Consider the following 23,421-nt stretch of genomic DNA (forward strand, 5'->3'; position numbering starts at 1 on the left):
TCCGCGGCTCAGTAGGCCTCGCGGTACTCGCACAGCAGCTTCTTGGTCCGTTCGGCGGAGGCGGCGCGGGCCGACATGTGGTCCAGCACCTCCAGGTGCTGGGAGACCTCGGCACGCGAATCGAGGTAGAGGGCACCGGTCAGGTACTCGCTGTAGACCATGTCGGGCAGCTCGGGCGCCCCGAACCGGAACAGGGTGAAGGACGTGTACGTCCCCGGATGCGGGCCGTCCGTGTACTCGGCGACCTGGAGCGTGATGTCGTCGCTCTCGGTCGCTTCGAGGAGCCGGTCGATCTGCTCGCGCATGACCGCACCGCGGATGCTGACCGGCCGGCGCAGCACGGTCTCGTCCATGATCACCCAGAAGTGCGGCGGGTGTTCGCGGGTGAGCAGCTTCTGGCGGGTCATGCGCAGGGTCACATAGCGCTCCAGGGACTCGGAGCCCGCCTGCCCGACCGTGCCGGCCTCGAGCACGGCGCGAGCGTAGTCCTCGGTCTGCAGCAGCCCGGGCACGAAGTGCGGCTCGTACGACCGGATCAGCCGGGCGGCGCCCTCCAGGCTGATGTGCATGCTGAACCAGTCCGGCAGGACGTCGTGGAACCGCTGCCACCAGCCCGGCCGGTTGGCCTCCTCGGTCAGGGCGACGAAGGCGGCCACCTCGCCGTCGGGCACGCCGTACGTCGTCAGCAGCACCTGTACGTACGGGACCTTCAGCGCGACCTCGGCCGTCTCCATCCGCCGTACGGTCGCCGGGGCCACGCGCAGCACGCGCGCGGCCTCCTCCCGCTTCAGCCCGGCGGCCTCCCGCAACTCCTGAAGCCGCCGCCCCAATATCACCTGCCCCACGGTGGGCGCGGGCCGCCGCTCACTCACGCCACGCCTCCCCACGCGCCGAAGTACGCGAGCAGTGTGTCATGTTCCGGCGAAACCCTCATGGGGGCGAGAGCGGCGGACGAGGTCAAGCGGAACCGGACGGTCCGTCAGATTCCCTGTGTCTGCAGGTACTTGGCCGTGGCGGGATCCGCCGGCAGGAACGTCTCGATGGCCAGCTCGGCGACCGTCACATCCATGGGGGTGTTGAACGTGGAGATGGACGAGATGAAGGAGAGCAGCCGGCCGTCGTGCTCGATCTGCATCGGGAGAGCGAAGTAGGGAACGGGTTCGGCCGGCTCGCCGGAATCGGGGCGGTCCGCGACCGGATAGGCCGCCACCTCCTCGTACAGGGCACGCAGCGCGTCCGAGCGGTGCAGGGCGATCTGCCGGTCCATCTGCGCGAGCAGGTGGTCGCGCCACTCCCGGTGGTTGCGGATGCGCGGCGCGAGCCCCGCCGGGTGCAGGGTGAGGCGCATCGCGTTCAGCGGCGGTACGAGGAGCCGCTCCGGGACGCCCTCCAGGAGCAGGGCGATGCCCCGGTTGGCGGCCAGGACGGTGTACGTGGCGTCGACCACGAGCGCCGGGTAGGGCTCGTAGCCCTGGATCAGGCGCTCCATGCCCTCGCGCAGGGCCGCCATCGAGGGGTCGTCGAGCGGGGTCTCCGGATAGTGCGGGGCATAGCCCGCGGCCAGCAGCAGGGCGTTGCGCTCCCGGACCGGCACGTCGAGGTGTTCGGCCAGGCGCAGGACCATCTCCTCGCTGGGCCGGGAGCGGCCGGTCTCGATGAAACTGATGTGCCGCGCCGACGAATCCGCCCGCAGCGCCAGCTCCAGCTGACTCACCCGCCGCTGCTCCCGCCAGCCCCGCAGCAGCGGGCCGATTCCCTTGTCGAAAGAGGCACTTGGGAGCCGGGCGGGGCCGGCCGCGACATTGCTCATACGAGGACCGTAGTCGAGGAGCGCGCGGTGCGGACGGCCAGGGACGGGTGCGCGCCCCGGTGGAGGGGGCAGGTTCCCGGCGCGGGAGAGCCGCTCGCGGGACGGTGTTCCAGGGTGTGCGTGCGGCGCCGGTCCCTGGGGACTGTGACAGGCTGAGGACCGGCCCCGAGGCATGCCGAAAGCATTCTCACGGGCACCCGCCGTCGGACGAAGGAGCGAGGTCATGGCCGTCGAACCGCTGTCGCAGAAGGAGATCGAGGACCGACTGGCGGAGTTGCCGGGCTGGTTGCTGGAGGGGGATTTGCTCGCCCGCTCCTACCGGCTCGGTTCGCACTTCGCGGCGGCCGCGATGGTCGTGCACATCGCCGCGGTGCAGGACGCACTCGACCACCACTCGGACCTCACGCTCGGCTATCACACGGTCTCCCTCACCGTGAACACGCACAGTGTCGGCGGGGCCGTCACCGAGCTCGACTTCGATCTCGCCCGCAGGGTGGAGGAGCTGGCCCCGACCCACGGTGCGAGCTGAGCCGCGTGCTGGACTACGACAGGGAAGCCGACGCGTACGACGCGACGCGGGGCGGTGAACCGCGGGCCGCGGCCGCCGCGGACGCCGTACTCGGACTGGTCGCCGAAGGCGCCCGCGATGATGGTGGGCGGTCACGTACTAGGGACCGGCCGACTCGGCCGCGTCCGGTCTTCGGCGGCCCGCCGGCCCCGAGGCGGTCGCCGGGATCGGCCGGAGGCCGTCGCCGGGATGTGCTGGACACGGTCGCCGGAATTTTGCTGTTCGAGCAACGCGACTGGCCGTTTCCGGGAGTGGCGAGGCACGCTGGCGGCATCCCGGACGAGAGGCTCGGACCATGCCACACGATCACCACGGACACCGCAACGGCCACACCCACGACCACACGCAGATCGACTTCGCCGAGATGCTCCCCCTGCTGGAGCAGGAGGCCGAGCTCTACTCCCCCCTCTACACGCGAGCGGCGAACTGGCTGCGGGAGCTGCGCCCGGAGCCCGAGCTCATCGTGGACGCGGGCAGTGGTCCCGGCGTCGTCTCCTGCCTCCTCGCCGACACGTTCCCGCAGGCGCGGGTCGTCGCGGTGGACGGCGTGGACCCCCTGCTGGACCGTGCCCGGGAGCGCGCCGAGCGGTTGGGCGTGGCCGACCGCTTCAGCACCCTGCGGGCCGAACTAGCCGACGGAATCGGCGACTTGGAGTACCCCGCCGACCTGCTGTGGGCCAGCAGGTCGCTGCATCACGTCGGTGACCAGCGAGCCGCGCTGGCCGGCTTCGTACGGGGACTCGCGCCCGGCGGCACCCTCGCCCTCCTGGAGGGCGGGCTGCCCACACGCTTCCTCCCGCGCGACATCGGCATCGGCCGCCCGGGCCTCCAGTCCCGGATCGACGCCGTCCACGAGCACTGGTTCGCGGAGATGCGGGCCGCGCTGCCCGGCGCGGTGGCCGAGACCGAGGACTGGCCCGCGCTGCTGACCGGCGTCGGTCTGCGGTACGCCGCGACCCGCAGCTTCCTGCTCGACCTGCCCGCACCGGTGTCCGACGAGGCCCGCGCCTTCGTCATCACCTCCCTCACCCGCCGGCGCGAGGGCCTCGCCGAGGACCTCGACGCCGACGACATCGCCACCCTCGACCGGCTCCTCGACCCGGACGACAAGGCGAGCCTGCACCACCGGCCGGACATCTTCGTCCTGACAGCGCAGACCGTGCACGTGGGCGTGAAGCCGGAGTAGTCCCCGGGGCCTGGCGGGCGCTCGCGCCTGGATGTGCGGGGCGATGCCGATGCCGTCCGGCCTGCCCCGACGGTCCTAACCGCTGGCGCCGGGCCGGGCCGCCGACGCGGTGTGCGACCGGGCGGGCGGCGGTGCGACCGCGGAGGAGTGGCGTACCCATCTGTCCGGGCCGGCCTTCCGGCGTACGTGCTGACTGCCCGACGCGGGCGTGCCGTCGTCGGACCACGCGCCGAAGGGGCGTGAGGCATGGGCGTCGAGTGCGTATCCGAAGGGGCGTTGAGACCGAGGCATCGGCTGTGGCGCCGAAGAGGCGTTGACATCGAGTGTGCTCGAAGTGATGGACTCCCGCCGTTCCCCGGTAGCGGGTGACGCACACAGGAACGTATGGGGGTAGTCATGGCCGACTCACCGGTCGCGCTCATCACCGGCGGCGGAAGCGGCATCGGGGCCGCTGTCGCGCGGCAGTTGCTGGACGCGGGACATCGGGTCACCGTCACGGGGCGGGGTGCGGAGCGGCTTCGGGGGTTCGCCGCGGAGCTCGGCGATCCGGAGGGTCTGCTGACGGTCGTCGGCGACGCGGCCGAGTACGCGGACGTACAGGCGGCGGTCGAGGCGACGCTCAAGAAGTTCGGGCGGCTCGACGCGGTGGTCGCCAATGCCGGGTTCGCCACCCATGACACCGTCGCCGAGGGCGATCCGGCCGGCTGGACGGCGATGGTGCTGACCAACGTGCTGGGACCCGCCCTGCTGATCAGGGCCTCCATCGACGCGCTGAAGGAGACCCGCGGGCGGATCGTGCTGGTGGGCAGCGTGGCCGGCCATGTGAACGGTCCGGGCAACATCTACGGCGCGACGAAGTGGGCCGTGACCGGACTCGCGGAGAACACGCGGCGGCAGGTCACCGACTTCGGGGTGGGGGTGACCCTGATCTCGCCGGGACGGGTGGAGACCCCGTTCTGGGACGCCTACGGGAGTCTGCCGCCCGGGCATCTGCTCACCGCCGACCAGCTCGCCGACTCCATAGTCTGGGCGATCGGGCAGCCGAGCGGTGTCGATGTGAACACCGTGGTGATCCGGCCGATCGGACAGGCCAACTGAATGCCTGAATGGCTGAATGCCTGAATGCCTGAACATCTGACCGCCTGCCGGCCCGGCATCGCGGTGCTGCGATGCCGGGCCGAACTCCCTGCCCGCTCCGGTCAGTTGTTCGCGATGAACTGCTTGGCCAGCGAGTCGCCGAGGGTCACGGCATTGCCGTGATTCTCGATGGGGGAGACCTGCGAGTTCTTGAACAGGATGTACGTCACGCCGGAGTCGGTGCCGCCGGTCTCCGGGTTCGGGTTGATACCGAGCGCGCTCGCCGTGGCGTACGAGGCCTCGCCGATGATCTGTGTGGGGCCGGTGTCGCCCACGACGGCGTACTCGACCTTGTTGTTGTAGATCACGGCGACCACTCCGCCGCCCTTGATGCCGGCGCTCGAGTAGTTCCAGATGCTGCTGCTGCTGGGCACGACGACGTAGGGGAGGGTGTCGGCGCGCAGCGGCTGGCCGTTGGACTGGTGGAAGGCGGTGTCGTCCTGGAACCAGGGGTCGGTGCTGCCGTTGCACTTGGTGGTGACCTGGCCGTCGCAGTCGATGTCCATGTCACCCTTCCAGAACACGGCACCGTTCTTGCCGCACACCGGAATCGTGGCCGAAGTCTCCTCGTCGGTCCGGTACTTGCCGTTCGATATCTGCGAACAGGACGTCACCTTGGCCAGCAGGGAGGCCGCGCTGACCGTGCCCTCCTGGGCGGAGGCCGGACCCTTTGCTCCGGAGGTGACAGCGGTCGAGGACGAGGGGAACAGGGCGGTGGCGAGCAGCGCGGCGCCGGAGGCCGCGGCGAGGGTCAGTGTTCGAGTGCGCACTGTGGGGGACCCTTCTATTAGGAAAGTTTCCTTACCGGGTGCCGTACAAGGTGGACCCGTTTACATGAGCGCGTCAAGGCCTTCAGTTGAGATCGTCCGTCGCCGTGTTCGCCGTCGTGCAATCACCGAGGTCGCCTCCGCGCGCGGGCACACAAAAGGCGCCCCGGTGTGAACCGGGGCGCCTGTGTGGGACCCGAACGGGGCTTTCCGCAGCCCTTACGGCCCGGGGTCGTGACGTCCGTCAGGCCATGGGCCCGTCAGGACATGTCGAAGGTGGCCGGGTCGGGACCCAGTCGCCGGTCCTCGCTCAGCGCGCTGATCGCCGAGATGTCCTCGTCGTCCAGGGCGAAGTCGAAGACCTCGATGTTCTCCTTGATCCGGGACGGCGTCACGGACTTGGGGATCACGACGTTGCCCAGCTGGAGGTGCCAGCGCAGCACGACCTGGGCCGGCGTGCGCTCGTGCTTGCGGGCGATGGCCACGATCGCCGGGACCTCCAGGAGGCCCTTGCCGGAGCCGAGCGGCGACCAGGCTTCCGTCGCGATGCCGTGCTTCGCGTGGAACTCCCGGGCGGCCTGCTGCTGGAGGTGCGGGTGCAGCTCGATCTGGTTGACGGCCGGCACGACCGACGTCGCCCCGAGCAGCTGCTCCAGGTGCTCCGGCAGAAAGTTGGAGACGCCGATGGCCTTGGCGCGGCCGTCCGCGTACAGCTTCTCGAAGGCCTTGTACGTGTCCACGTACGCACCCTTGGAGGGCAGCGGCCAGTGGATCAGATACAGGTCCACGTACTCGAGGCCGAGCTTGTCCAGGGACGTGTCGAACGCGCGCAGGGTGGAGTCGTACCCCTGGTCGCTGTTCCAGAGCTTGGTGGTGACGAAGAGGTCCGCACGGGGGAGGCCGGAGGAGGCGATGGCCTTGCCGGTGCCTTCTTCGTTGCCGTAGATCGCGGCGGTGTCGATGCTGCGGTACCCGGCCTCCAGTGCCGTGGCGACAGCCTGCTCCGCCTCGTCGTCCGGGACCTGCCAGACACCGAAGCCCAGCTGCGGCATCTCGACGCCGTTGTTCAGGATGATCGGGGGGACCTTGCTCACGAGCTCTCGATCCTTCAGTCGTCGGGTGGTACTCCCATCGTCAACGATCACGGCCCGTGATGCATTCCTGACCGGTGGATTCTCCGGGGGAATCGTGTGAGCGACCGCGGATCGACCAAAACGGATCCGACCTTCTCGGTCCGTACCATTGACCGGTTCCCGTCAATTCCGCGACTCTGTATCGCGGCATCGAACGCGTCGATGAACCCGATGCACGCATGTGAACACCAGCACCTGTCTGGGCTCTCCACCCCCCACCTTTCAGGAAGCAGGTACGCGCACATGAACGAGACGACCCTTGAGGTCCAGCACACGGAACGGCAGCACCAGGAAGCATCGGAGGAACGGGTCTGGGAGGCCCCGGGGTATTCGGTCGTGGAGACCGCCCTGGAGGTCACCGCCTACGCCCTCGGCGAGCGCTGACCGCACGGTGGCCGCAGCGTGACCATGGCATCCGTGCGCGACGACGGCGCCGCCGCCCCCTGGGCAGCACCCGAGTTCACCGAGCGGCTGCGCGCCGTCGCCGAAGAGCACTACCACGACCGTCATCCCTTCAACCTCCGCATGCACGAAGGTGAGTTGACGCCCGGCGAGCTGCGCCGCTGGATCGTCAACCGCTTCCACTACCAGCGCCACATCCCCGTCAAGGACGCCCTGATCCTCGCCGGGCTCGACCGGCCCGACCTGCGCCGGGCCTGGCTGCGACGGATCCGGGACCACGACGGGGACACGGACGGCGAGGGCGGCATCGAACGCTGGCTGCGGCTCGGCGAGGCGGCGGGCCTGGACCGTTCGGTGCTCTGGGACGCGTCCCGGGTGCTGCCCGGGGTGCGGCTCGCGGTCGAGGGTTACGTCAACTTCTGCCGGCAGCGCCCCGTGCTCGACGCCGTCGCCGCCTCGCTCACCGAGCTCTCGGCACCCGGGCTGATGCGGACCCGTATCGCCGCCTTCGAACGCCACTACCCGTGGATCGAGGCGGACGGGCTCGCGTACTTCCGGACCCGCGTCGACCAGGGGCGCCGCGACAGCGAGGAAGCCCTCGCGCTCGTGCTCGACCGGGCCCGCACCCGCGAACAGCAGGAACGCGCGGTGGCGGCGCTGACCTTCAAGTGCCAGGTCCTGTGGGCGCTGCTGGACGCGGTGGACCACGCCGGCAGCGGGCCGGGGCCCGTCAACGGAACCTCCGGAGGGGCGCCACCGGCACACCTCGTCACCGGCACCAGAACCGCCGAGGGCGCGCCACCGGACGCACCACACCACGCCGGCAGCAACGGGACCTCCGGAAGCGTGCCCCGCACGCCGACCCGCCCGGCGGGGCGAGCCCGTGGGGCGTCATGACCTGGCGACCCGCCCTCGCCCGCTCGGTGATGCTCCGTCATGACCGGGTACGGGACACCGACTTGCTGCTCATGCCCGAGAGGGTCGTCGTGCTGCACGGCGCGGCGGGCAGCGTCCTGCGGCTCTGCGACGGCAGTCGCGAGGTGCCCGAGATCACCGCCGAGCTCGGCGAACGGTTCCCCGGCGCACCGGTGGCCGACCAAGTCCCGGCGTTTCTCCGGTCATTGCGAAAGGAGGGCTGGCTCCGGTGACCGATCCTCCCTGGGCGCTGCTCGCCGAGCTCACCCACGCCTGTCCGCTGCGGTGCGCATACTGCTCCAACCCGGTCGAACTGGTCGGTCGGTCAGGGGAGTTGTCCACGGAGCAGTGGACGGACGTGCTGCGTCAGGCGGCCGACCTGGGCGTCGTCCAGACCCATCTGTCCGGCGGGGAACCGCTTCTCAGGCGCGATCTGGTGCCGATCGTCGCGGCGGCCGACACCGCCGGCCTCTACACGCAGCTCGTCACCAGCGGTGTGGGCCTGCATGAGCGCCGGCTCGCGGAGCTGCTGGACGCCGGCCTGCGGAGCGTCCAGCTCTCCGTCCAGCACACCGATCCGTCCGTCGCCGAACGCATCGCCGGCGTCCGCTCGTTCGCCGCGAAGGAGCGCGCGGCACGCCTGGTCCGGGCCGCCGGGCTCCCGCTCGGCCTGAACGTCGTGCTGCACCGGGCGAACATCGACGCGCTCGACGACCTGATCACCCTGGGCGTCACCTGGGGCGTGGACCGGATCGAGCTGGCCAACACCCAGTTCTACGGCTGGGCGCTGGCCAACCGCGCGGCGCTCCTGCCCACCCGGGAGCAGGTCGAGCGCGCCCGTACGACAGTGACCCGATGGCGTGAACGCCTGCATGGAACAACGGAGTTGGTCTGGGTCGCGCCCGACTATCTCGACGGCACCGCGAAGCCCTGCATGGGCGGCTGGGGCGCGGTCTCCCTCACGGTCGCCCCGGACGGGACGGTCCTCCCGTGCCCGGCGGCGGGGACGCTCCCCGGGCTCGACCCGCCGAACGTGAAGGACCACCGGCTCGACCGGATCTGGTACGAGTCGACGGCCTTCACCCGCTACCGCGGCGAGAGCTGGATGCGCGACCCGTGCCGAGACTGCGCCCTGCGTGCCACCGACTTCGGCGGCTGCCGCTGTCAGGCGTACGCCCTCACCGGCGACGCGGCCCGCACCGACCCGGCGTGCCGTCTCTCGCCCGACCACCACCTCGTCCGGGATCCGGTGGACCGGACCGAGCCGGACACGGACATCGCGTACGTCTATCGGGAGGGCGGCTCGTGACGCGACGACGCGATCGGGCCGCCACCGTGGGACTGCCGACGGTGCCCGCGGCCTCGCCGTCGCCTCCACGGCCGTCCGGCAGCCCGACCGGTCGACCGCCTTCGCCGACTCTCCGCCGCACGCCGAGCACCCACGGCGGCTGGTCCCACCCGGTCGGCCCGTACCCCAGAAACCCTGAGAGGACGCACGCATGAAACCCACAAGAGCGCTGTCCTGGTGCCTTTCACTGGCCCTCGCCGTGCCGCTCGCCGGACTGACGGCCTCGGGAGCCGCGCAGGCGGCCACCGACCTCCAGGCCGAGGACGCCGCCATCTCGCAGGGCACCGTGGCCTCCGACCACACCGGATACACCGGCACCGGCTTCGTCGACTACACCAACATCACCGGTTCGTACGTGGAGTTCACGGTGAGCGCGGCCGCGGCGGGTCCCTCGTCGCTGGCCCTGCGTTTCGCGAACGGAACGGCCACCGACCGGCCTATGAACATCTCCGTCAACGGCACGGTGGCCGCCTCCGGCGTCTCCTTCCCGGCCACCGCCAACTGGGACACCTGGGTGACCAGGACCCTGGACGTTCCGCTGGCCGCGGGCACCAACAAGATCCGGGCGACCGCCACCACGGCCAACGGCGGGCCCAACCTCGACCGGATCAGCATCGGCGCGGCGGCCGACACCCAGACCCCCACCCGGCCGGGACAGCCGAGCTGTTCGGCGATCGGCGAGAACGGGCTCACCCTCTCCTGGGGCGCCTCCACCGACAACGTGGGCGTGAGCGCCTACGACGTCTACGAGCACGGGAACAAGCTCGGCGAGGCGCCGGGCGACGCGACCTCGAAGGCGCTCACCGGACTGACCGCCAACACGACCTACAACCTGACGGTCATCGCCCGCGACGCGTCCGGCAACGCCTCGCAGGCCAGCCCGGTCGTGGACTGCACGACCGCCCGCAGCTCCGACACCAGTCCGCCGACCACGCCCGGCACGCTGACGTCGTCCAACGTGACCGCCACCAGCGCCGATCTGAGCTGGGGCGCCTCGACGGACGACAAGGCGGTGACCGGGTACGACCTGCGCAGCGGAACGACCGTCTACAAGAGCGTGACCGGCGGCACGTCGACCACCCTGACCGGCCTCGCCTGCAACAGCCCGTACTCGCTGAACGTGGTCGCGCGCGACGCGGCCGGCAATGTCTCCCCGCAGAGCAACACCGTCGCCTTCACCACGCGGGCGTGCGTGACGGACGGCGGGGTGCCGTCGTCGATCGGTACGGTCTCCAGCGGCTGGACGGTCCCCTGGGGGACGTACTGGATGCCCGACGGTCAGACCGCCCTGGTCACCGAGCGGGACGACTTCCGGGTCTGGAAGGTCACGACGGACGGCACGCGGACCCAGGTCGGAACCGTGCCGAACGCGGTGACGACGAACGGCGAGGGCGGTCTGATGGGCGTTGCCGTCGACCCCCAGTGGGCGACCAACCACTACGTCTACTTCATGCACACGGCGGCCGAGGGCAACCGCGTCGTCCGCATGACCTACAACGGCAGCTCCCTGACCGGCTACACGATCCTCCTCCAGGGCATCAAGCAGAACCGCTACCACAACGGCGGCCGGCTCGTCTTCGGCCCGGACGGCTATCTGTACGTCTCCACCGGCGAGGCCCAGACACCCGCCCTGGCGCAGGACAAGAACTCCCTCAACGGCAAGATCCTGCGCATGACCACGGACGGCAAGGCCGCTCCGGGCAACCCGTTCGGGAACTACGTCTACAGCTACGGCCACCGCAATCCGCAGGGACTGGCCTTCGACCGCAACGGACGGCTCTGGGAAGCGGAGTTCGGCGACGTCTCCAAGGACGAGCTGAACCTGATCAAGCCGGGCGCCAACTACGGCTGGCCGACCTGCGAGGGCACGTGCAGCGTCGCGGGGATGACCAACCCGAAGAAGACCTGGAACACGTCCGAGGCCTCGCCCAGCGGGATCGCCATCGTCCGCAACGTCATCTACATGGCGTCCCTGCGCGGCGAGCGGCTGTGGCGCGTGCCGATCACCGGCGACACCGAGGAGGTCGGCACGGCGACGGCGTACTACGTGGGCACGTACGGCCGTCTGCGCACGGTCACCAAGGTGCCCGGCGTGGACCAGCTCTGGCTGTCGACCACCAACTGCGACAACGTCGGAGGGGCGGCGGACGGCTCGGACAAGATCTTCCGGGTGAGCATCAGCTGACCGGTCCGCACGGGGCGCTGTGCCGGCTCACGCCCGGTACAGCGCCTCGACCTCCGTCGCGTACGCGTTCTCGATCGCCTTCCGCTTCAGCTTCAGCGACGGCGTGAGCAGCCCGTGCTCCTCGGTGAACTGGTGGGCCAGTATCCGGAACGTACGGATCGACTCGGCCTGTGAGACCAGGGTGTTGGCGGCGACCACCGCGCGGCGCACCTCGGTCTCCAGGTCGGGGTCCCGCACCAGCTGGGCCGGGGACAGCTGCGGCTTGCCGCGCATCTGGAGCCAGTGCTCGACCGCCTCGCCGTCCAGGGTGACGAGCGCCGCGATGTAGGGCCGGTCGTTGCCGACGACGATGCACTGGGCGACCAGCGGATGGTCACGCACCCGCTCCTCCAGGATCCCCGGCGAGACGCTCTTGCCGCCGGAGGTCACCAGGATCTCCTTCTTGCGCCCGGTGATCGTGAGGTAGCCGTCCTCGTCGAGGGCGCCGAGGTCGCCGGTGGCCAGCCAGCCGTCGTGCAGGGTCGCGTCCGTCGCCTTGGTGTCGTTGAGATAGCCCTGGAAGACATTGTCGCCGCGCAGCCAGATCTCGCCGTCGTCCGCGATGTGCACGGTGGTGCCCGGGATCGCCTGGCCGACCGTGCCGAACCGGGTGCGCTCGGGCGGGTTGGCGGTTGCAGCCGCCGTGGACTCCGTGAGGCCGTACCCCTCGTAGATGGTCACGCCCGCACCCGCGAAGAACAGGCCGAGCCGCCGGTCCATCGCCGAGCCGCCCGACATGGCGTGCTTCACCCGGCCGCCCATCGCAGCACGCACCTTGGCGTAGACGAGCTTGTCGAAGACCTGGTGCTGCATCCGCAGGGCCGCGGACGGGCCGGGGCCGATGCCCCACGCCTTCGCCTCCACCGCGTCGGCGTACCGGACGGCCACTTCGACCGCCTTCTCGAAGGGCCCGGAGCGGCCCTCCTTCTCGGCCTTGCGGCGGGCGGCGTTGAAGACCTTCTCGAAGATGTACGGCACCGCGAGGAAGAAGGTCGGCCGGAACGCGGCGAGGTCGGGCAGCAGGGCCGCCGCATTGAGCTGCGGCTGGTGCCCGAATCTGACCCGGCCGCGGATCGCGGCGACCTGCACCATCCGTCCGAAGACATGTGCGAGGGGCAGGAACAGCAGCGTCGCGGCCTCGTCGCCGCGCTTGGTGTGGAAGACCGGCTCCCAGCGCTCGATGACCGTGTCCGCCTCGAACATGAAGTTGGCGTGCGTGATCAGACAGCCCTTGGGGCGCCCGGTGGTGCCCGAGGTGTAGATGATCGTGGCGACCGACTCGGGCGTGATCGCGACCCGGTGCCGGTGCACCACGTCGTCCTCGATGTGCGCGCCCGCCTCGTACAGCTCCTGCACGGCGCCCGCGTCGAGCTGCCACAGCTTGTGCAGCTGCGGCAGCCGGTCGACGACGGTGGCGATGGTCATCGCGTGGTCCTCGTGCTCCACCATGACGGCCGACACCTGGGCGTCGTGCAGCATCCAGAAGACCTGCTCGGCCGACGAGGTCGGATACACGGGCACGACCTGGGCGCCGATGGTCCACGACGCGAAGTCGAACAGGGTCCATTCGTAGCGGGTCCGGCACATGATCGCGATGCGGTCGCCGAAGCGGACGCCGTGCGCGAGCATGCCCTTGGCCAGAGCCAGTACCTCGTCGCGGAACTCGGCGGCCGTCACATCACGCCACTGCCCCTGGTCGTCCTTGCGGCCGAGGGCGACGCGCAGCGGGTCTTCCAGGGCATGGTCGAACACGACGTCGGCCAGACCGCCCATCGGCGGCGGTGACGCCAACGGAGGGTTGGTGAACTCGCGCAATCCCGCTCCCGGTGGCTCAGCACAGCGCCGTGAAAGCTACCCCACCGGACGGCCGCGCGGGAGGGGGGACGGAACGCCCGGGGCGGGATATATGTACTGCTCAGTCCTCGACAATGCGCCCAGATGGGGAAGGGCCGGACAGAATACTTACGGTTCGGTAAGTTTCGATACCGTAATCTCCACGGAATCTGTACGACCCGGTGACATAGGGGGCAGGACCCCGGTGGGGCCCGCGCCCGGCGCCGGCCGCCGGGTCCGCACCAACACCAGTACCAGCGCACCGGCGACCGCCCCCGTCACCCCCGCGGCCACGGACGCCGCGTTCAGACCGGAGGCGAACGCGGCCCGCACGGTGTGCTCGGACAGCGTTCCGCGCAGGGCTTCCGCACCGCCGCCCGCCAGCGTATGGGCCGCGTCGTGCGGAAGGGTCTCCTGGATCCGGGAGGTCAGCACGGCGCCGAAGAGGGTGACCCCGAGCGCGTACCCGAGCTGCCGGACCGTGTTGACGGCGCCGCCCGCCATGCCCGCCCGCTCGGCCGGTACCGCGGCCAGCGCGGCGCCCGCGATCGCGGGGGAGACGAACCCGGTGCCGATGCCCACCAGGACCAGGCCCGGCACCAGCACCGTCCAACCCGTGCCCGCGTCGAGCACGGCCTGGCAGAAAGCGCCAGAGCCGATGAGCAGCAGCCCGCCGCCTATCGTCAGCCGCGCCGGCACCCCGTGCAGCAGCTTGCCCGCGAGGATCGCGACGACCACGGACGCGCCGGTCAGCGGCAGCAGCGTCAGCCCGGCGCGCACCGGACTCATCCCGAGCACCGTCTGCATCCAGAGGGAGAGATACGGGATCACGCCGAACGCCGCTCCGTTGAACGCGAGCGCGCCCAGCATCACGCCGACGAACGCCGGCTTGCGCAGCAGCGACAGATCGAGCAGCGGGTGGACCGCACGGCGCTCGACCAGCACGAAGCAGAGCAGGGCCAGCGCCGCGAGCCCGAACGAGCCCGCGGTGACCGCCGACGTCCAGCCGTCGGTCCCCGCCCGCACCACGGCGTACGTCATCGCCCCCGCGAAGCCGGCGAACGCCACCGTGCCCGCCCAGTCGATGGTCGCCCACGGACGGCTCCCCGCCCCGCGGGGGCCGCGCGACTCCGGCACCACCCGCAGCGTCAGCCACACCGACGCCACGCTCACCGGCAGGTTCACGAAGAAGATCCAGCGCCAGCCCGGCCCCTCGGTGAGAACACCGCCGAGCACCGGCCCGACCGCCGCCGCGCCGCCGCTGACCGCGCCCCACACCCCGAGCGCCGCCGACCGCTGCCTGCCGTGGTAGACCGAGCCGAGCAGCGGCAGCGTCGTCGCGAACATCGCGGCGGCGCCGACCCCCTGCAGCCCGCGCGCCGCGACCAGCATCCCGGGCCCGGACGCGAGCCCGCACAGCAGCGACGCCACGGCGAACAGCACCACGCCCGCCACATGCACCCGCCGCCGGCCGAGGATGTCGGCCGCCGCCCCGACGCCCAGCAGCAGCGCGGCCAGGGCCAGCGCGTATCCGTCGATCACCCACTGCAGATCGCTCAGTGACGCATGCAGCGCCCGCGCCATGTCCGGCAGTGCGACGACCGCGATCGTCACGTCCAGCAGCAACATGAACGTCCCCAGGCACACCGCCGTCAGCGGCCCCCATGTACGCATGTCCTCAACTCCCCTGTGTCCCGGATGCGTCTGACTCCGTACGATCGGGGCTGCCCGGACGATCGAGAGGGTCACCGTCGCCGGTGCGCCGGAATCCGACAGAAAGAGGGTCATGGACAGGGGATCCCACGCATTCGACGAGCTGGATCTACGGCTGCTGCGGGCCCTGGAGATCGACGGCAGGGCGTCCTTCAGCCGGATCGGGGCCGTCCTCGGCGTCTCCGACCAGACCGTCGCCCGGCGCTACCGCCGGCTCTGCGCCGAGGGCGGCGTACGCGTCGTCGGGGTGCGCAACGCCGAAGCGCTGGGCCAGGAGCAGTGGATGCTGCGGCTGCGCTGCACGCCCGACAGCGCCGGGACGATCGCCGACGCGCTCGCCAAGCGTCCCGACACCACCTGGATCGGCCTCACGTCCGGCGGCACCGAGGTGGTCTGTCTGACCCGGCCGCGCAGCCGGGGCGACCACGACGACCTGCTGCTCGGCAAGCTGCCCAGGACCCCGAGCATCGTGGAGATCCGGGCCAACCAGCTGCTCCATCGCTTCTTCGGCGGCCCGGACGGCTGGCTCGGCAAGTTCGCCGCGCTGACATCCGCCGAGGAGAAGGCCCTGCGTCCCGACTGGCAGCCGAAGGCGGGACCCGCCCGGCTGGAGCCGGAGGACGCGTCGCTGCTGGCCGCGCTGGAACAGGACGGGCGGGCGACCTTCCCGGAACTCCAGCGGGCCACCGGCCGCTCCGAGTCGGCCGTCAAACGCCGGCTGACCGGTCTGCTCGCCTCGGGCGCGGTCTACATCGACCTCGACTACCCGCCCGAGCTCATCGGCTACCCCGTCGCCGCCATCCTGTGGATCACGGCCGCCCCCTCGGCGCTGCACTCCGTCGGCAGGGCGCTGGCCGCCCACGACGAGATCGCCTACGCCGCCGCCACCGCCGGCGCGTCGAACGTGGTCGCGACCGTCGTCGTCCGTGACACGGCGGGACTGTACGCGTACCTCAGCGGCCGCCTCGGCACCCTGGAAGGCGTCCAGCACGTGGAGACCGCGCCCTATCTGCGCCGCGTCAAACAGCTCACCTATCCACGTCCGCAGCCCTAGGCCGGTGCAGCTGGTCCCCGCCGCCCAGGATCGCTGCGGCGAGCGCGTCCGCCGCGCCCTGGGAGGAGGTCCGGCGCCGACCGTGCACCAGCACGAAATCGACCTCGCCCAGTTCGGGCAGTCCCGCCCGCTCCGGCATCCGGACCAGTCCGGGCGGGACGAGGCCCCGGGAGTGGGCCATCACGCCGAGGCCCGCGCGGGCGGCCGCGATCAGCCCGCTCAGGCTGCCGCTCGTGCAGGCGATGCGCCAGGGCCGGCCCTGGCGTTCGAGCGCCTCCAGGGCGAGGGCGCGCGTGATGCCCGGCGGCGGGTAGACGATGAGCGGGACCGGGCGTCCGGGGTCCAGCCGCAGCCGCTCCGAGCCGATCCAGACCAGCCGGTCGTGCCACACGAGCTCGCCGCGCGGCTCCTCGGGACGGCGTTTCGCCAGGACCAGATCGAGTTTCCCCGCGGCCAGCTGCTCGTGCAGCGTGCCCGAGAGCTCGACGGTCAGCTCCAGATCCACCTCGGGGTGGTCGAGGCGGAAGCGCTCCAGGATCTCGGTCAGCCGGGTCAGGACGAAGTCCTCCGACGCGCCGAAGCGCAGCCGGCCGCGCAGCCGCGTCCCCGTGAAGAAGGCCGCCGCCTGCTCGTGCACCTCCAGGAGCCGGCGCGCGAAACCGAGCATCGCCTCGCCGTCCTCCGTGAGCTCCACGGAGTGGGTGTCCCGCGAGAACAACTGCCGTCCGGCGGCGTCCTCCAGCCGCCGCACATGCTGGCTGACCGTCGACTGGCGCAGCCCCAGCCGGCGGGCGGCCTGCGTGAAACTCAGCGTTTGAGCCACCGCGAGGAAGGTACGCAACTGTGTCGGGTCGTACATATCCGCACGCTATCGCGGAACGTGATGACAGTCAGTGCGGTATGACGGTTTCCTGATCGCGCAAGGAGGAGGACGATGGAAAGGGCACGTCCGAACCCGAACGAACTACGTACAGAACTCAGCAGTGGAGCACCGTGAAACGCCTGCAGTGGCCGAGTTGGATGCCGATCGACCCGTACATCCTGCTGTTGCTCGGGACAGTGGGCCTGGCGGCCCTCCTCCCGGCGCGGGGTGCGGCGGCCGATGTGGCGTCGGGCGCCTCCACGGCCGCGATCGCCTTCCTCTTCTTCCTCTACGGGGCGCGCCTTTCCACCCGTGAGGCGCTGGACGGGCTGAAGCACTGGCGGCTCCACGGCACCGTCCTCGCCTGCACGTTCGTCGTGTTCCCACTGCTCGGACTGGCCGCAGGCGGCCTAGAGCCGGTGTTCCTGACGGACCCGCTGTACCAAGGCCTGCTCTTCCTCACCCTGGTCCCCTCGACCATCCAGTCGTCGATCGCCTTCACCTCCATCGCGCGCGGCAACGTGCCCGCCGCGATCTGCGCGGGCTCCTTCTCCTCGCTGGCCGGGATCGTCCTCACCCCGCTGCTCGCGGCGGCGCTGCTCGGCAGCAGCGGCGGCGGGTTCTCCGCGGACTCCCTCGTCAAGATCGTGCTCCAGCTGCTCGTTCCGTTCCTCGCCGGACAGCTGCTGCGCCGCTGGATCGGCGCGTTCATCACGCGCCACAAGAAGTTCCTCGGATACGTCGACCGCGGCTCGATCCTGCTGGTCGTCTACACCGCGTTCAGCGAGGGCATGGCGCAGGGCATCTGGCACCAGGTCAGCGCCCTGCGGCTGGCCGGCCTGCTGATCGTCGAGGCGGTCCTGCTCGCCGTGATGCTGGCCGTGAGCTGGTACGGCGCCAAGGCCCTGGGCTTCCGGCGCGAGGACCGGATCGCCATCCAGTTCGCCGGCTCGAAGAAGTCCCTCGCGTCCGGACTGCCCATGGCCGGCGTGCTCTTCGGCGCGCACGCCTCGCTCGCCGTGCTGCCGCTGATGCTCTTCCACCAGATGCAGCTGATGGTGTGCGCGGTCATCGCCAAGCGCCGCTCCCGCGACCCCGAGCCGGCCAGGCAGCCTAGGCCAGTCGCAGAGTCACGAATCGCGGTCGGTACAGGGACACGTTCCGGCTGAGGTTCGCCTGCGCGGACGCGCCCGTCGCGTCCAGCCAGTTGACGTCGTAGCTGAGCACCCAGCGGCCGTCGCCGCTCAGCGTCGGATGGGTCTGCGGGTTGTACGCGGCCACCTCGCCCGGCGGAAGGGGCGGGCTGAAGCTCCCGGTGGGTCCGTGCCACGGCCCCGTCGGCGAGCACGCCCAGTAGGACGTGATCGTCGTCAGGCCCTCGGTGCCGGCCGCCATCGTGAACAGCACGTAGGTGCCGCCGTCGCGCACCACCGTGAACGCGCTGCCCACGCCCTCGCGCTGTCCGTCGCCGAGCACCGCCGCCGGGCGGCCCCGGGCAGCCCACGCGGAGCCGTCCCAGTACTCCCAGGCGCCCGGTTCGGCGAGCCTGCCGCGCGGCACACGTGCGACATAGGCGTGCGAGGTGGGACGGGCGGCCGCCTGCCCGTCGTCGCCGCCGAAGACATACGTCCAGTCGCCGTCGTCGACCGCCGCGGTCCCGAACAGCACGCGCCGGGACGCGTCCGCCACGGAGCGCTGGTCCAGGACGGTCCGCACGCCTTCCAGCCGCAGGTCGGGCAGCGAGAGCGTGGCGACCTCGGTGGCCGTGGGGACGCCGTAGATCCACGGGGCCTGACCCGTCGTACGTGTCCACAGCAGGACCCGTACGACCTGTTCGGCGGAGCCGGGGGAGCGGGGCTCCACCCGGGCCGCCACCGGCCAGCGCCACTGCCCCGCACCGGGATCCGGGAACAGCGGGGCGGGCAGCGTGCGCTCCAGCCGGCCCGACTCGGACATCAGCACCGCCGAATTGCGCACCAGCGGCGCCGAGGTGTCCCGCCAGGCGTACGACTCGCCGACCGGGTTGGGCGGCCCGTGCACCTGGCCCAGATAGGTGTCCGAGAACAGCCACAGCACCCGGCCGTCCGGCAGCCGCACCGAGTGCGTACCGTCGCCGCCGGTCCAGTCGTCGGTGCGGGTCGCGTCGTCCCCGTAGCGCGCGAACTCGCCGGTGACCTTCGCGTCCGCCGTCCAGGACTTCACCGTGCGGGGCCCGCAGGTGCCGCCGCCCTCCCGGTCGTCGTCCGGGAAGGCGGTGAGCAGCACGGCTGCGCAGACCAGGGCGAGCAGGATGCCGAGCCCGGCCCCGTTCCGTCGTCGTGCTCCTGCGTCGTCGGGCACGGACGGGACGTTAGTGGCTGGCGCTCACGCGGTCCATGGGCAGCCACAGGACGGTGTCCCGTGTCACAGGGGCGTTGCGGGTGCGGACGGCGGTCAGCTCCTCGTCGCTCAACGCCCGGTCGTACACCCTGACTTCGTCGATTCCTCCGCTGAAGAACGCCCGGCTGTCCATGCGTTGGCCGATGTGCACCCCGAACGGCGAGTTACGGCTCGCCGATCCCGGCACGTCCGCGGTGCTGAGCGCCGTACCGTCGACGAAGAGCGTCAGCCGTCCGCCGCCGCGGCGCAGCGCCAGATGGTGCCACTGGCCGTCGTTGTACGCGCTCGTGGTGCGCACGGACGCAGAGGCCGGGGGCGCCGCGCCGTTCCTCGTGGTGATCAGCCCGGTGATCCGGTGGGAAGCCGGCTCGCCGCGCAGCCACACCTGCGGCTGGGACGTGCCGATCCCGCCCATCCACAGCAGCGGCTGCTCACCGGTCGTGGCCGTGTACCGGAACCACAGGGACGCCGTGAAGCCCTTTGTCCCGAGCGGCAGTCGGTCCTGATACGGCAGGCGTACGGCGTCGTCGGTGCCGTCGAGGGCGAGCGCGCCGCCGAAGACACCCGCTGTCTCCTGGGCGCCGCCGAGCACTGCGGCGCGAGAGGCGTGCGGGGCCCGGTCGGCGGTCGTCGGGTCGGGGCCGCGGCGCGGCGTCAGCCAGTCCTCGGTGAACCGGGCGAAGCGGATCTCGTCCCGCGCGTCGACCGCGCCGCCCTCGTACAACAGGCCCACGGTGTCGCCGTCGACGCGCACCAGGTCCGAGTAGCCGGACCAGTCCGTGGTGACGACCGTGCCGCGGTCCACGCTCTCCCAGGTGCGTCCGCCGTCGTACGAGGAGCGGATCATCATCGTGCGCCGGCGGTCCGGATCGCCGGGGCAGGCCAGCAGCATGCGGTCGCCGAGACGCAGCACGGACCCCTGGACCTGGGGCGTGTACAGGCCGGGGAGGTCCTCGAAGGGGGCCGCGAAGCTGTCGCCGCCGTCACGGCTGACGGCCTGGGTGCGATGACCGAGATCGGTGCCGTCCTGCTCGCGCCCGCTGACGAGGACCGAACCGTCGGTGCGTTCCGTGAGCGTCATCTCGGACGGCTTCTGGCGGAACGTGCCGTCGTCCGCGATCGGCCACGAGTCCGTCGCGCCGACCTCCCAGTGGTCGCCCCCGTCGTCGCTGGTGATCAGCGCGGCATGGTTGGCGGTGACCCGACTGCCGTTCCAGGTCTCGGTGTTGACGCCGAACACGAGCCGGCCGGCGTGCCTGCCGCGGGTGAGCTGGATGCCGTGCACAGGTCCGGTGGCGTACCAGGAGTTCCAGTCGGCCGGCAGGATCTCGTCGCTCAGATCGCGCGGCCGTGACCAGCTCAGGCCGTCGTCGTCGCTGTACTGAAGGTGCGGGGTGCGGTCACAGGGTATGGAGCAACTCCCGCTGTCCGTACGGCCCGTGTTGTACGTCTCGGCCAGGAGGATGCGTCCCGTCTCGCGGTCCACGACGGGCGTCGGGTTGCCGTGCGTGTCGCCACCGCCGTCGTTGACGACCTGGAGGGGGCTCCAGGTGCGCCCGCCGTCGGTGGAGCGCTTCACGACGATGTCGATGTCGGCCGAGTCGCCGCAGTTCAGGACGCGTCCCTCGGCGAAGGCCAGCAGCGTGCCCTCCGTGGTCCTCACCACCGCCGGGATACGGAAGCAGGCGTAGCCCGGGTCCTGGGACGCCCTGAAGAGCACATGCTGCTCGAACTCGCCGCTCGCCGCGGCCTGTTCGGCCCCCGCCGGGCTCGGTAACGCAAGCAGCGCGGTGGTGGTGAGAACGGCCGTGAGGGTGGATCTGAGACGTGCGCGGAGACTTGACGGCATGGTGCGGCCTGCCCTTCATGCGTCTCGACATCTGGACATCTGGACATCCCACGTCCAACGTTCCCGCCTCAGACGCTACTTGGGCTGTCAGGGGCCCACAAGAAGCGTGCACCGGTCGTGTTCACGCCAGATGTGCGGGCTCCCGGCGGCTGGTGACAGTGCGTCAGGTGCGCAGCACCACCTTGCCCAGGTTGCTCCGCGACTCGATCGCCTCGTGCGCCTTCGCCGCGTCCTCCAGGTCGAACTCCCCGTGCACGGCAGGCGCCAGCGCACCGTCCGCGAACAGCCGCCACAGCTCCTGGCGCCACAGCTCGTACACCTCGGGCCGGCCGCGGGCGATCCGCGCCATCTGGAAGCCGATCACCGACTTGGCGCCCACCAGTAGGTCGTACGCCTGGACGGTCCCGCCGCCCGAGCTGTACGCGACGAGGCGGCCGCCCGGAGCGAGCGCGGCGACGGCCGGGGTGAGCAGGTCGCCGCCGACCGCGTCGAGCACGTAGTCGACGGGCTCGCCCCAGGCGTCGGCGCCGTACGTGACGGTCTCGCCGCCGGCTTCGTACGCGACCGCCTCGTCGCCGCCGGCCCCGTACGTGACCACCTCGTCGGCGCCGAGGCCGCGTACGAAGTCCGCCTTGTCGGGCGTGGAGACGGCGCCCACCACGCGCGACGCCCCGCGCAGCCGGGCGAGTTGGACCGCGAGGTGCCCGACCCCGCTTGCCGCCGCGGTCACCAGGGCTGATTCGCCGGGCTCGGGGCGGGCCGCCGTCAGGGCGCCGAGCGCGACCAGTCCGCTGCGGACGAGGGCGACGGCGTCGACGGCGCTCGCGTCGGCCGGGACCGGGGTGGCCATGCCTTGGTCGAGGAGGGCGTACTCGGCGTATCCGTGCCCGAAGCAGAGCCCGGTGACCCGGTCGCCCACCGCGCACCGGGTGACGCCCGCGCCGGCCGCGACGACCTCCCCGGCGACCTCGCCCCCGAGGGGGATCGGCTCGGCCGCCTCCGTCACCTTGCGCACGACGGGCAGGGTCACTCCGACCGCCTCGGTGCGCACGAGGACCTCACCTGGGCCGGGGACGGGTACGGCGACCTCTTCGAGGAACAGGGGGCCACCGGAGCGCTCGTACCGGACACGACGCATCGCACCTCCAGAATTACCGAATACCGTTGGGAGTCCCAACGGTATTCGGAACTCATGGGGAAGTCCAACGGTATTTTCGTTAGGCTCCTCCCATGTCCGCCCCCCTGCCCGAGATCCGCGGCCTCCCCAGCTGGCTCCTCGGCCGGGCCGCCGCCCGCGGCCGCGCCCTGGTCACCGAGGCGCTGGCGGCCGAGGGCCTGAAGATGTGGCACCACGTCGTGCTCTCCGCCGTCTTCGACCTCGGCCCGGTCGCCCAGGCCGAACTCGGTCGCGGCATCGGACTCGACCCCAAGGACCTGGTCGGCGTTCTGAACGACCTGCAGGCCGGGGGGTGGGTCGTCCGCGCGCCGGATCCGAAGGACCGTCGCAAGAACGCGGTGTCGATCACAGAGGAGGGCGGCCGGCTGCTGAAGCGCTGCGAGCGGGCCGCCCGGACGGCGAACGACGCGCTGATGGCCCCGCTCGCGGCGGCCGAACGTGAGCAGTTCATGGAGCTGTTGATCCGGATTTCCGGTACGGACGGCTGACGCGGGCTAACGTTCCGTCATGACCGCACCCGAAGCCGAACCTCGTCTCGCCCTCGACCCCGCGCGCACCGCCCTGGTGCTCGTCGATCTGATGGACCGCATTGTCGGACTGCCCCTGGAACCCCGCAAGGGACCCGAACTGCTTTCCGTGGCCGAGGAGTTGGCCCGGTCCTTCCGGGCGGTCGACGCACCCGTCGTCCTCATCCGGGTCGAACGGCCCGGAGTCCCCGAGCAGCCGCCCGGCAGCGGGCTGGTCGCCGGGCTCGCGGCGGACGGTGACATCGAGATCGTGAAACGGACCATCGGCGGGTTCCAGGGCACCGGTCTGGACGAGCGCCTGCGTGAACGCGGTGTCACCACGCTGGTGTTCGGCGGCATCGCCACCAACCTCGGCGTCGAGTCCACCGCTCGCGCCGCCGGCGACCTCGGCTACGACCTCGTCTTCGTCGAGGACTCCATGGCCGCTCTCACCGCCCCCGAGCACGAGGCCGCCGTCGCCCTCAACTTCCCGCGCCTGGGCACGGTCGTGACCTCGCCGGAGGTGCACTTCATCGCCGGATGACGCCGGACCGGCAG

Annotated in this window: 21 protein-coding genes and 2 pseudogenes; 13 read left to right on the forward strand and 10 right to left on the reverse strand. The window is 71.2% G+C overall.

The window, feature by feature from the left end:
• Window positions 1–8 precede the first annotated feature (8 nt).
• Both ACFWM2_RS01065 and ACFWM2_RS01070 read right to left on the reverse strand, forming a co-directional pair.
• A complete protein-coding gene (locus ACFWM2_RS01065) occupies window positions 9–872 on the reverse strand; it encodes a helix-turn-helix domain-containing protein (protein ID WP_383271641.1) in 864 nt (287 codons plus the stop codon).
• Window positions 873–979: 107 nt separating this feature from the next.
• Window positions 980–1,810 carry a helix-turn-helix domain-containing protein gene (locus ACFWM2_RS01070; protein WP_383271643.1) on the reverse strand — a complete coding sequence of 277 codons (831 nt, stop codon included), beginning with the start codon at window positions 1,808–1,810 and terminating at the stop codon, window positions 980–982.
• A gap of 223 nt (window positions 1,811–2,033) precedes the next feature.
• On the opposite strand from ACFWM2_RS01070, the gene ACFWM2_RS01075 reads away from it, so the two are divergent.
• The 4 genes and pseudogenes from ACFWM2_RS01075 (at window position 2,034) to ACFWM2_RS01090 (ending at window position 4,662) form a co-directional block, all read left to right on the forward strand.
• Window positions 2,034–2,339, forward strand: coding sequence for a 4a-hydroxytetrahydrobiopterin dehydratase (locus ACFWM2_RS01075; RefSeq protein WP_383271645.1), 306 nt, complete (start codon window positions 2,034–2,036; stop codon window positions 2,337–2,339).
• Between the two features lie 5 nt (window positions 2,340–2,344).
• Window positions 2,345–2,455, forward strand: a pseudogene (locus ACFWM2_RS01080) (SAM-dependent methyltransferase); the annotation flags it as partial.
• A 218-nt stretch (window positions 2,456–2,673) separates the two neighbouring features.
• The gene (locus ACFWM2_RS01085; protein ID WP_383271647.1) at window positions 2,674–3,564 is read left to right on the forward strand and encodes a class I SAM-dependent methyltransferase; all 891 of its coding nucleotides are present in this window, start codon (window positions 2,674–2,676) and stop codon (window positions 3,562–3,564) included.
• A gap of 396 nt (window positions 3,565–3,960) precedes the next feature.
• A complete protein-coding gene (locus ACFWM2_RS01090; RefSeq protein WP_383271649.1) occupies window positions 3,961–4,662 on the forward strand; it encodes an SDR family oxidoreductase in 702 nt (233 codons plus the stop codon).
• A 101-nt stretch (window positions 4,663–4,763) separates the two neighbouring features.
• Here ACFWM2_RS01090 and ACFWM2_RS01095 read toward each other — a convergent pair whose 3' ends face one another.
• Window positions 4,764–5,471 (reverse strand): glycoside hydrolase family 75 protein, encoded by a 708-nt coding sequence (locus tag ACFWM2_RS01095; protein WP_383271651.1) that lies wholly within the window; start codon window positions 5,469–5,471, stop codon window positions 4,764–4,766.
• 257 nt (window positions 5,472–5,728) lie between these two features.
• A complete protein-coding gene (locus ACFWM2_RS01100; RefSeq protein ID WP_383274045.1) occupies window positions 5,729–6,520 on the reverse strand; it encodes an aldo/keto reductase in 792 nt (263 codons plus the stop codon).
• Window positions 6,521–6,844: 324 nt separating this feature from the next.
• On the opposite strand from ACFWM2_RS01100, the gene pqqA reads away from it, so the two are divergent.
• From pqqA to ACFWM2_RS01125, 5 genes and pseudogenes are all read left to right on the forward strand, one after another.
• Window positions 6,845–6,985, forward strand: coding sequence for a pyrroloquinoline quinone precursor peptide PqqA (gene pqqA, locus ACFWM2_RS01105; protein WP_383271653.1), 141 nt, complete (start codon window positions 6,845–6,847; stop codon window positions 6,983–6,985).
• A 24-nt stretch (window positions 6,986–7,009) separates the two neighbouring features.
• A pseudogene (gene pqqC, locus ACFWM2_RS01110) lies at window positions 7,010–7,729 on the forward strand (pyrroloquinoline-quinone synthase PqqC); the annotation flags it as partial.
• A 167-nt stretch (window positions 7,730–7,896) separates the two neighbouring features.
• Window positions 7,897–8,151 (forward strand): pyrroloquinoline quinone biosynthesis peptide chaperone PqqD, encoded by a 255-nt coding sequence (pqqD, locus tag ACFWM2_RS01115; protein WP_383271655.1) that lies wholly within the window; start codon window positions 7,897–7,899, stop codon window positions 8,149–8,151.
• On the forward strand, window positions 8,139–9,227 hold the full coding sequence (pqqE, locus tag ACFWM2_RS01120) for a pyrroloquinoline quinone biosynthesis protein PqqE (protein WP_383274048.1): 1,089 nt from the start codon (window positions 8,139–8,141) through the stop codon (window positions 9,225–9,227). Before pqqD ends, pqqE begins: the two co-directional genes overlap by 13 nt.
• Before the next feature lie 190 nt (window positions 9,228–9,417).
• Entirely contained in the window at window positions 9,418–11,451 is a 2,034-nt protein-coding gene (locus ACFWM2_RS01125) for a PQQ-dependent sugar dehydrogenase (protein WP_383271657.1), read from the forward strand.
• A 27-nt stretch (window positions 11,452–11,478) separates the two neighbouring features.
• On the opposite strand, the gene ACFWM2_RS01130 is transcribed toward ACFWM2_RS01125, so the two are convergent.
• Window positions 11,479–13,305 carry an AMP-dependent synthetase/ligase gene (locus tag ACFWM2_RS01130; RefSeq protein ID WP_383271659.1) on the reverse strand — a complete coding sequence of 609 codons (1,827 nt, stop codon included), beginning with the start codon at window positions 13,303–13,305 and terminating at the stop codon, window positions 11,479–11,481.
• 147 nt (window positions 13,306–13,452) lie between these two features.
• Window positions 13,453–14,997: an MFS transporter gene (locus tag ACFWM2_RS01135; protein WP_383271661.1), complete on the reverse strand. Its 1,545-nt coding sequence runs from the start codon at window positions 14,995–14,997 to the stop codon at window positions 13,453–13,455.
• Between the two features lie 112 nt (window positions 14,998–15,109).
• On the opposite strand from ACFWM2_RS01135, the gene ACFWM2_RS01140 reads away from it, so the two are divergent.
• Window positions 15,110–16,090: an Lrp/AsnC family transcriptional regulator gene (locus ACFWM2_RS01140; RefSeq protein WP_383271663.1), complete on the forward strand. Its 981-nt coding sequence runs from the start codon at window positions 15,110–15,112 to the stop codon at window positions 16,088–16,090.
• On the opposite strand, the gene ACFWM2_RS01145 is transcribed toward ACFWM2_RS01140, so the two are convergent.
• The gene (locus tag ACFWM2_RS01145; RefSeq protein ID WP_383271665.1) at window positions 16,065–16,949 is read right to left on the reverse strand and encodes a LysR substrate-binding domain-containing protein; all 885 of its coding nucleotides are present in this window, start codon (window positions 16,947–16,949) and stop codon (window positions 16,065–16,067) included. The genes ACFWM2_RS01140 and ACFWM2_RS01145 overlap by 26 nt on opposite strands.
• Window positions 16,950–17,083: 134 nt before the next feature.
• Here ACFWM2_RS01145 and ACFWM2_RS01150 point away from each other — a divergent pair, with 134 nt between their 5' ends.
• A complete protein-coding gene (locus ACFWM2_RS01150; RefSeq protein ID WP_383271667.1) occupies window positions 17,084–18,121 on the forward strand; it encodes a bile acid:sodium symporter family protein in 1,038 nt (345 codons plus the stop codon).
• Here the strand turns inward: ACFWM2_RS01150 and ACFWM2_RS01155 are convergent.
• From ACFWM2_RS01155 to ACFWM2_RS01165, 3 genes are all read right to left on the reverse strand, one after another.
• On the reverse strand, window positions 18,066–19,292 hold the full coding sequence (locus ACFWM2_RS01155) for a DUF4185 domain-containing protein (protein ID WP_383271669.1): 1,227 nt from the start codon (window positions 19,290–19,292) through the stop codon (window positions 18,066–18,068). The two genes, ACFWM2_RS01150 and ACFWM2_RS01155, sit on opposite strands and share 56 nt — an antisense overlap.
• Before the next feature lie 10 nt (window positions 19,293–19,302).
• Window positions 19,303–21,180, reverse strand: a complete 1,878-nt coding sequence (locus tag ACFWM2_RS01160; protein WP_383271671.1) for an exo-alpha-sialidase — start codon at window positions 21,178–21,180, stop codon at window positions 19,303–19,305.
• 163 nt (window positions 21,181–21,343) lie between these two features.
• On the reverse strand, window positions 21,344–22,318 hold the full coding sequence (locus tag ACFWM2_RS01165) for a zinc-binding alcohol dehydrogenase family protein (RefSeq protein ID WP_383271673.1): 975 nt from the start codon (window positions 22,316–22,318) through the stop codon (window positions 21,344–21,346).
• A gap of 92 nt (window positions 22,319–22,410) precedes the next feature.
• Here ACFWM2_RS01165 and ACFWM2_RS01170 point away from each other — a divergent pair, with 92 nt between their 5' ends.
• Together ACFWM2_RS01170 and ACFWM2_RS01175 are read left to right on the forward strand one after the other, a co-directional pair.
• On the forward strand, window positions 22,411–22,845 hold the full coding sequence (locus ACFWM2_RS01170) for a MarR family winged helix-turn-helix transcriptional regulator (protein WP_383271675.1): 435 nt from the start codon (window positions 22,411–22,413) through the stop codon (window positions 22,843–22,845).
• A 19-nt stretch (window positions 22,846–22,864) separates the two neighbouring features.
• A complete protein-coding gene (locus ACFWM2_RS01175) occupies window positions 22,865–23,407 on the forward strand; it encodes an isochorismatase family protein (RefSeq protein WP_383271677.1) in 543 nt (180 codons plus the stop codon).
• Window positions 23,408–23,421: the final 14 nt, after the last annotated feature.

Source organism: Streptomyces sp. NPDC058371 (assembly GCF_042723265.1).
In the GTDB taxonomy this organism is placed as follows: Bacteria; Actinomycetota; Actinomycetes; order Streptomycetales; family Streptomycetaceae; genus Streptomyces.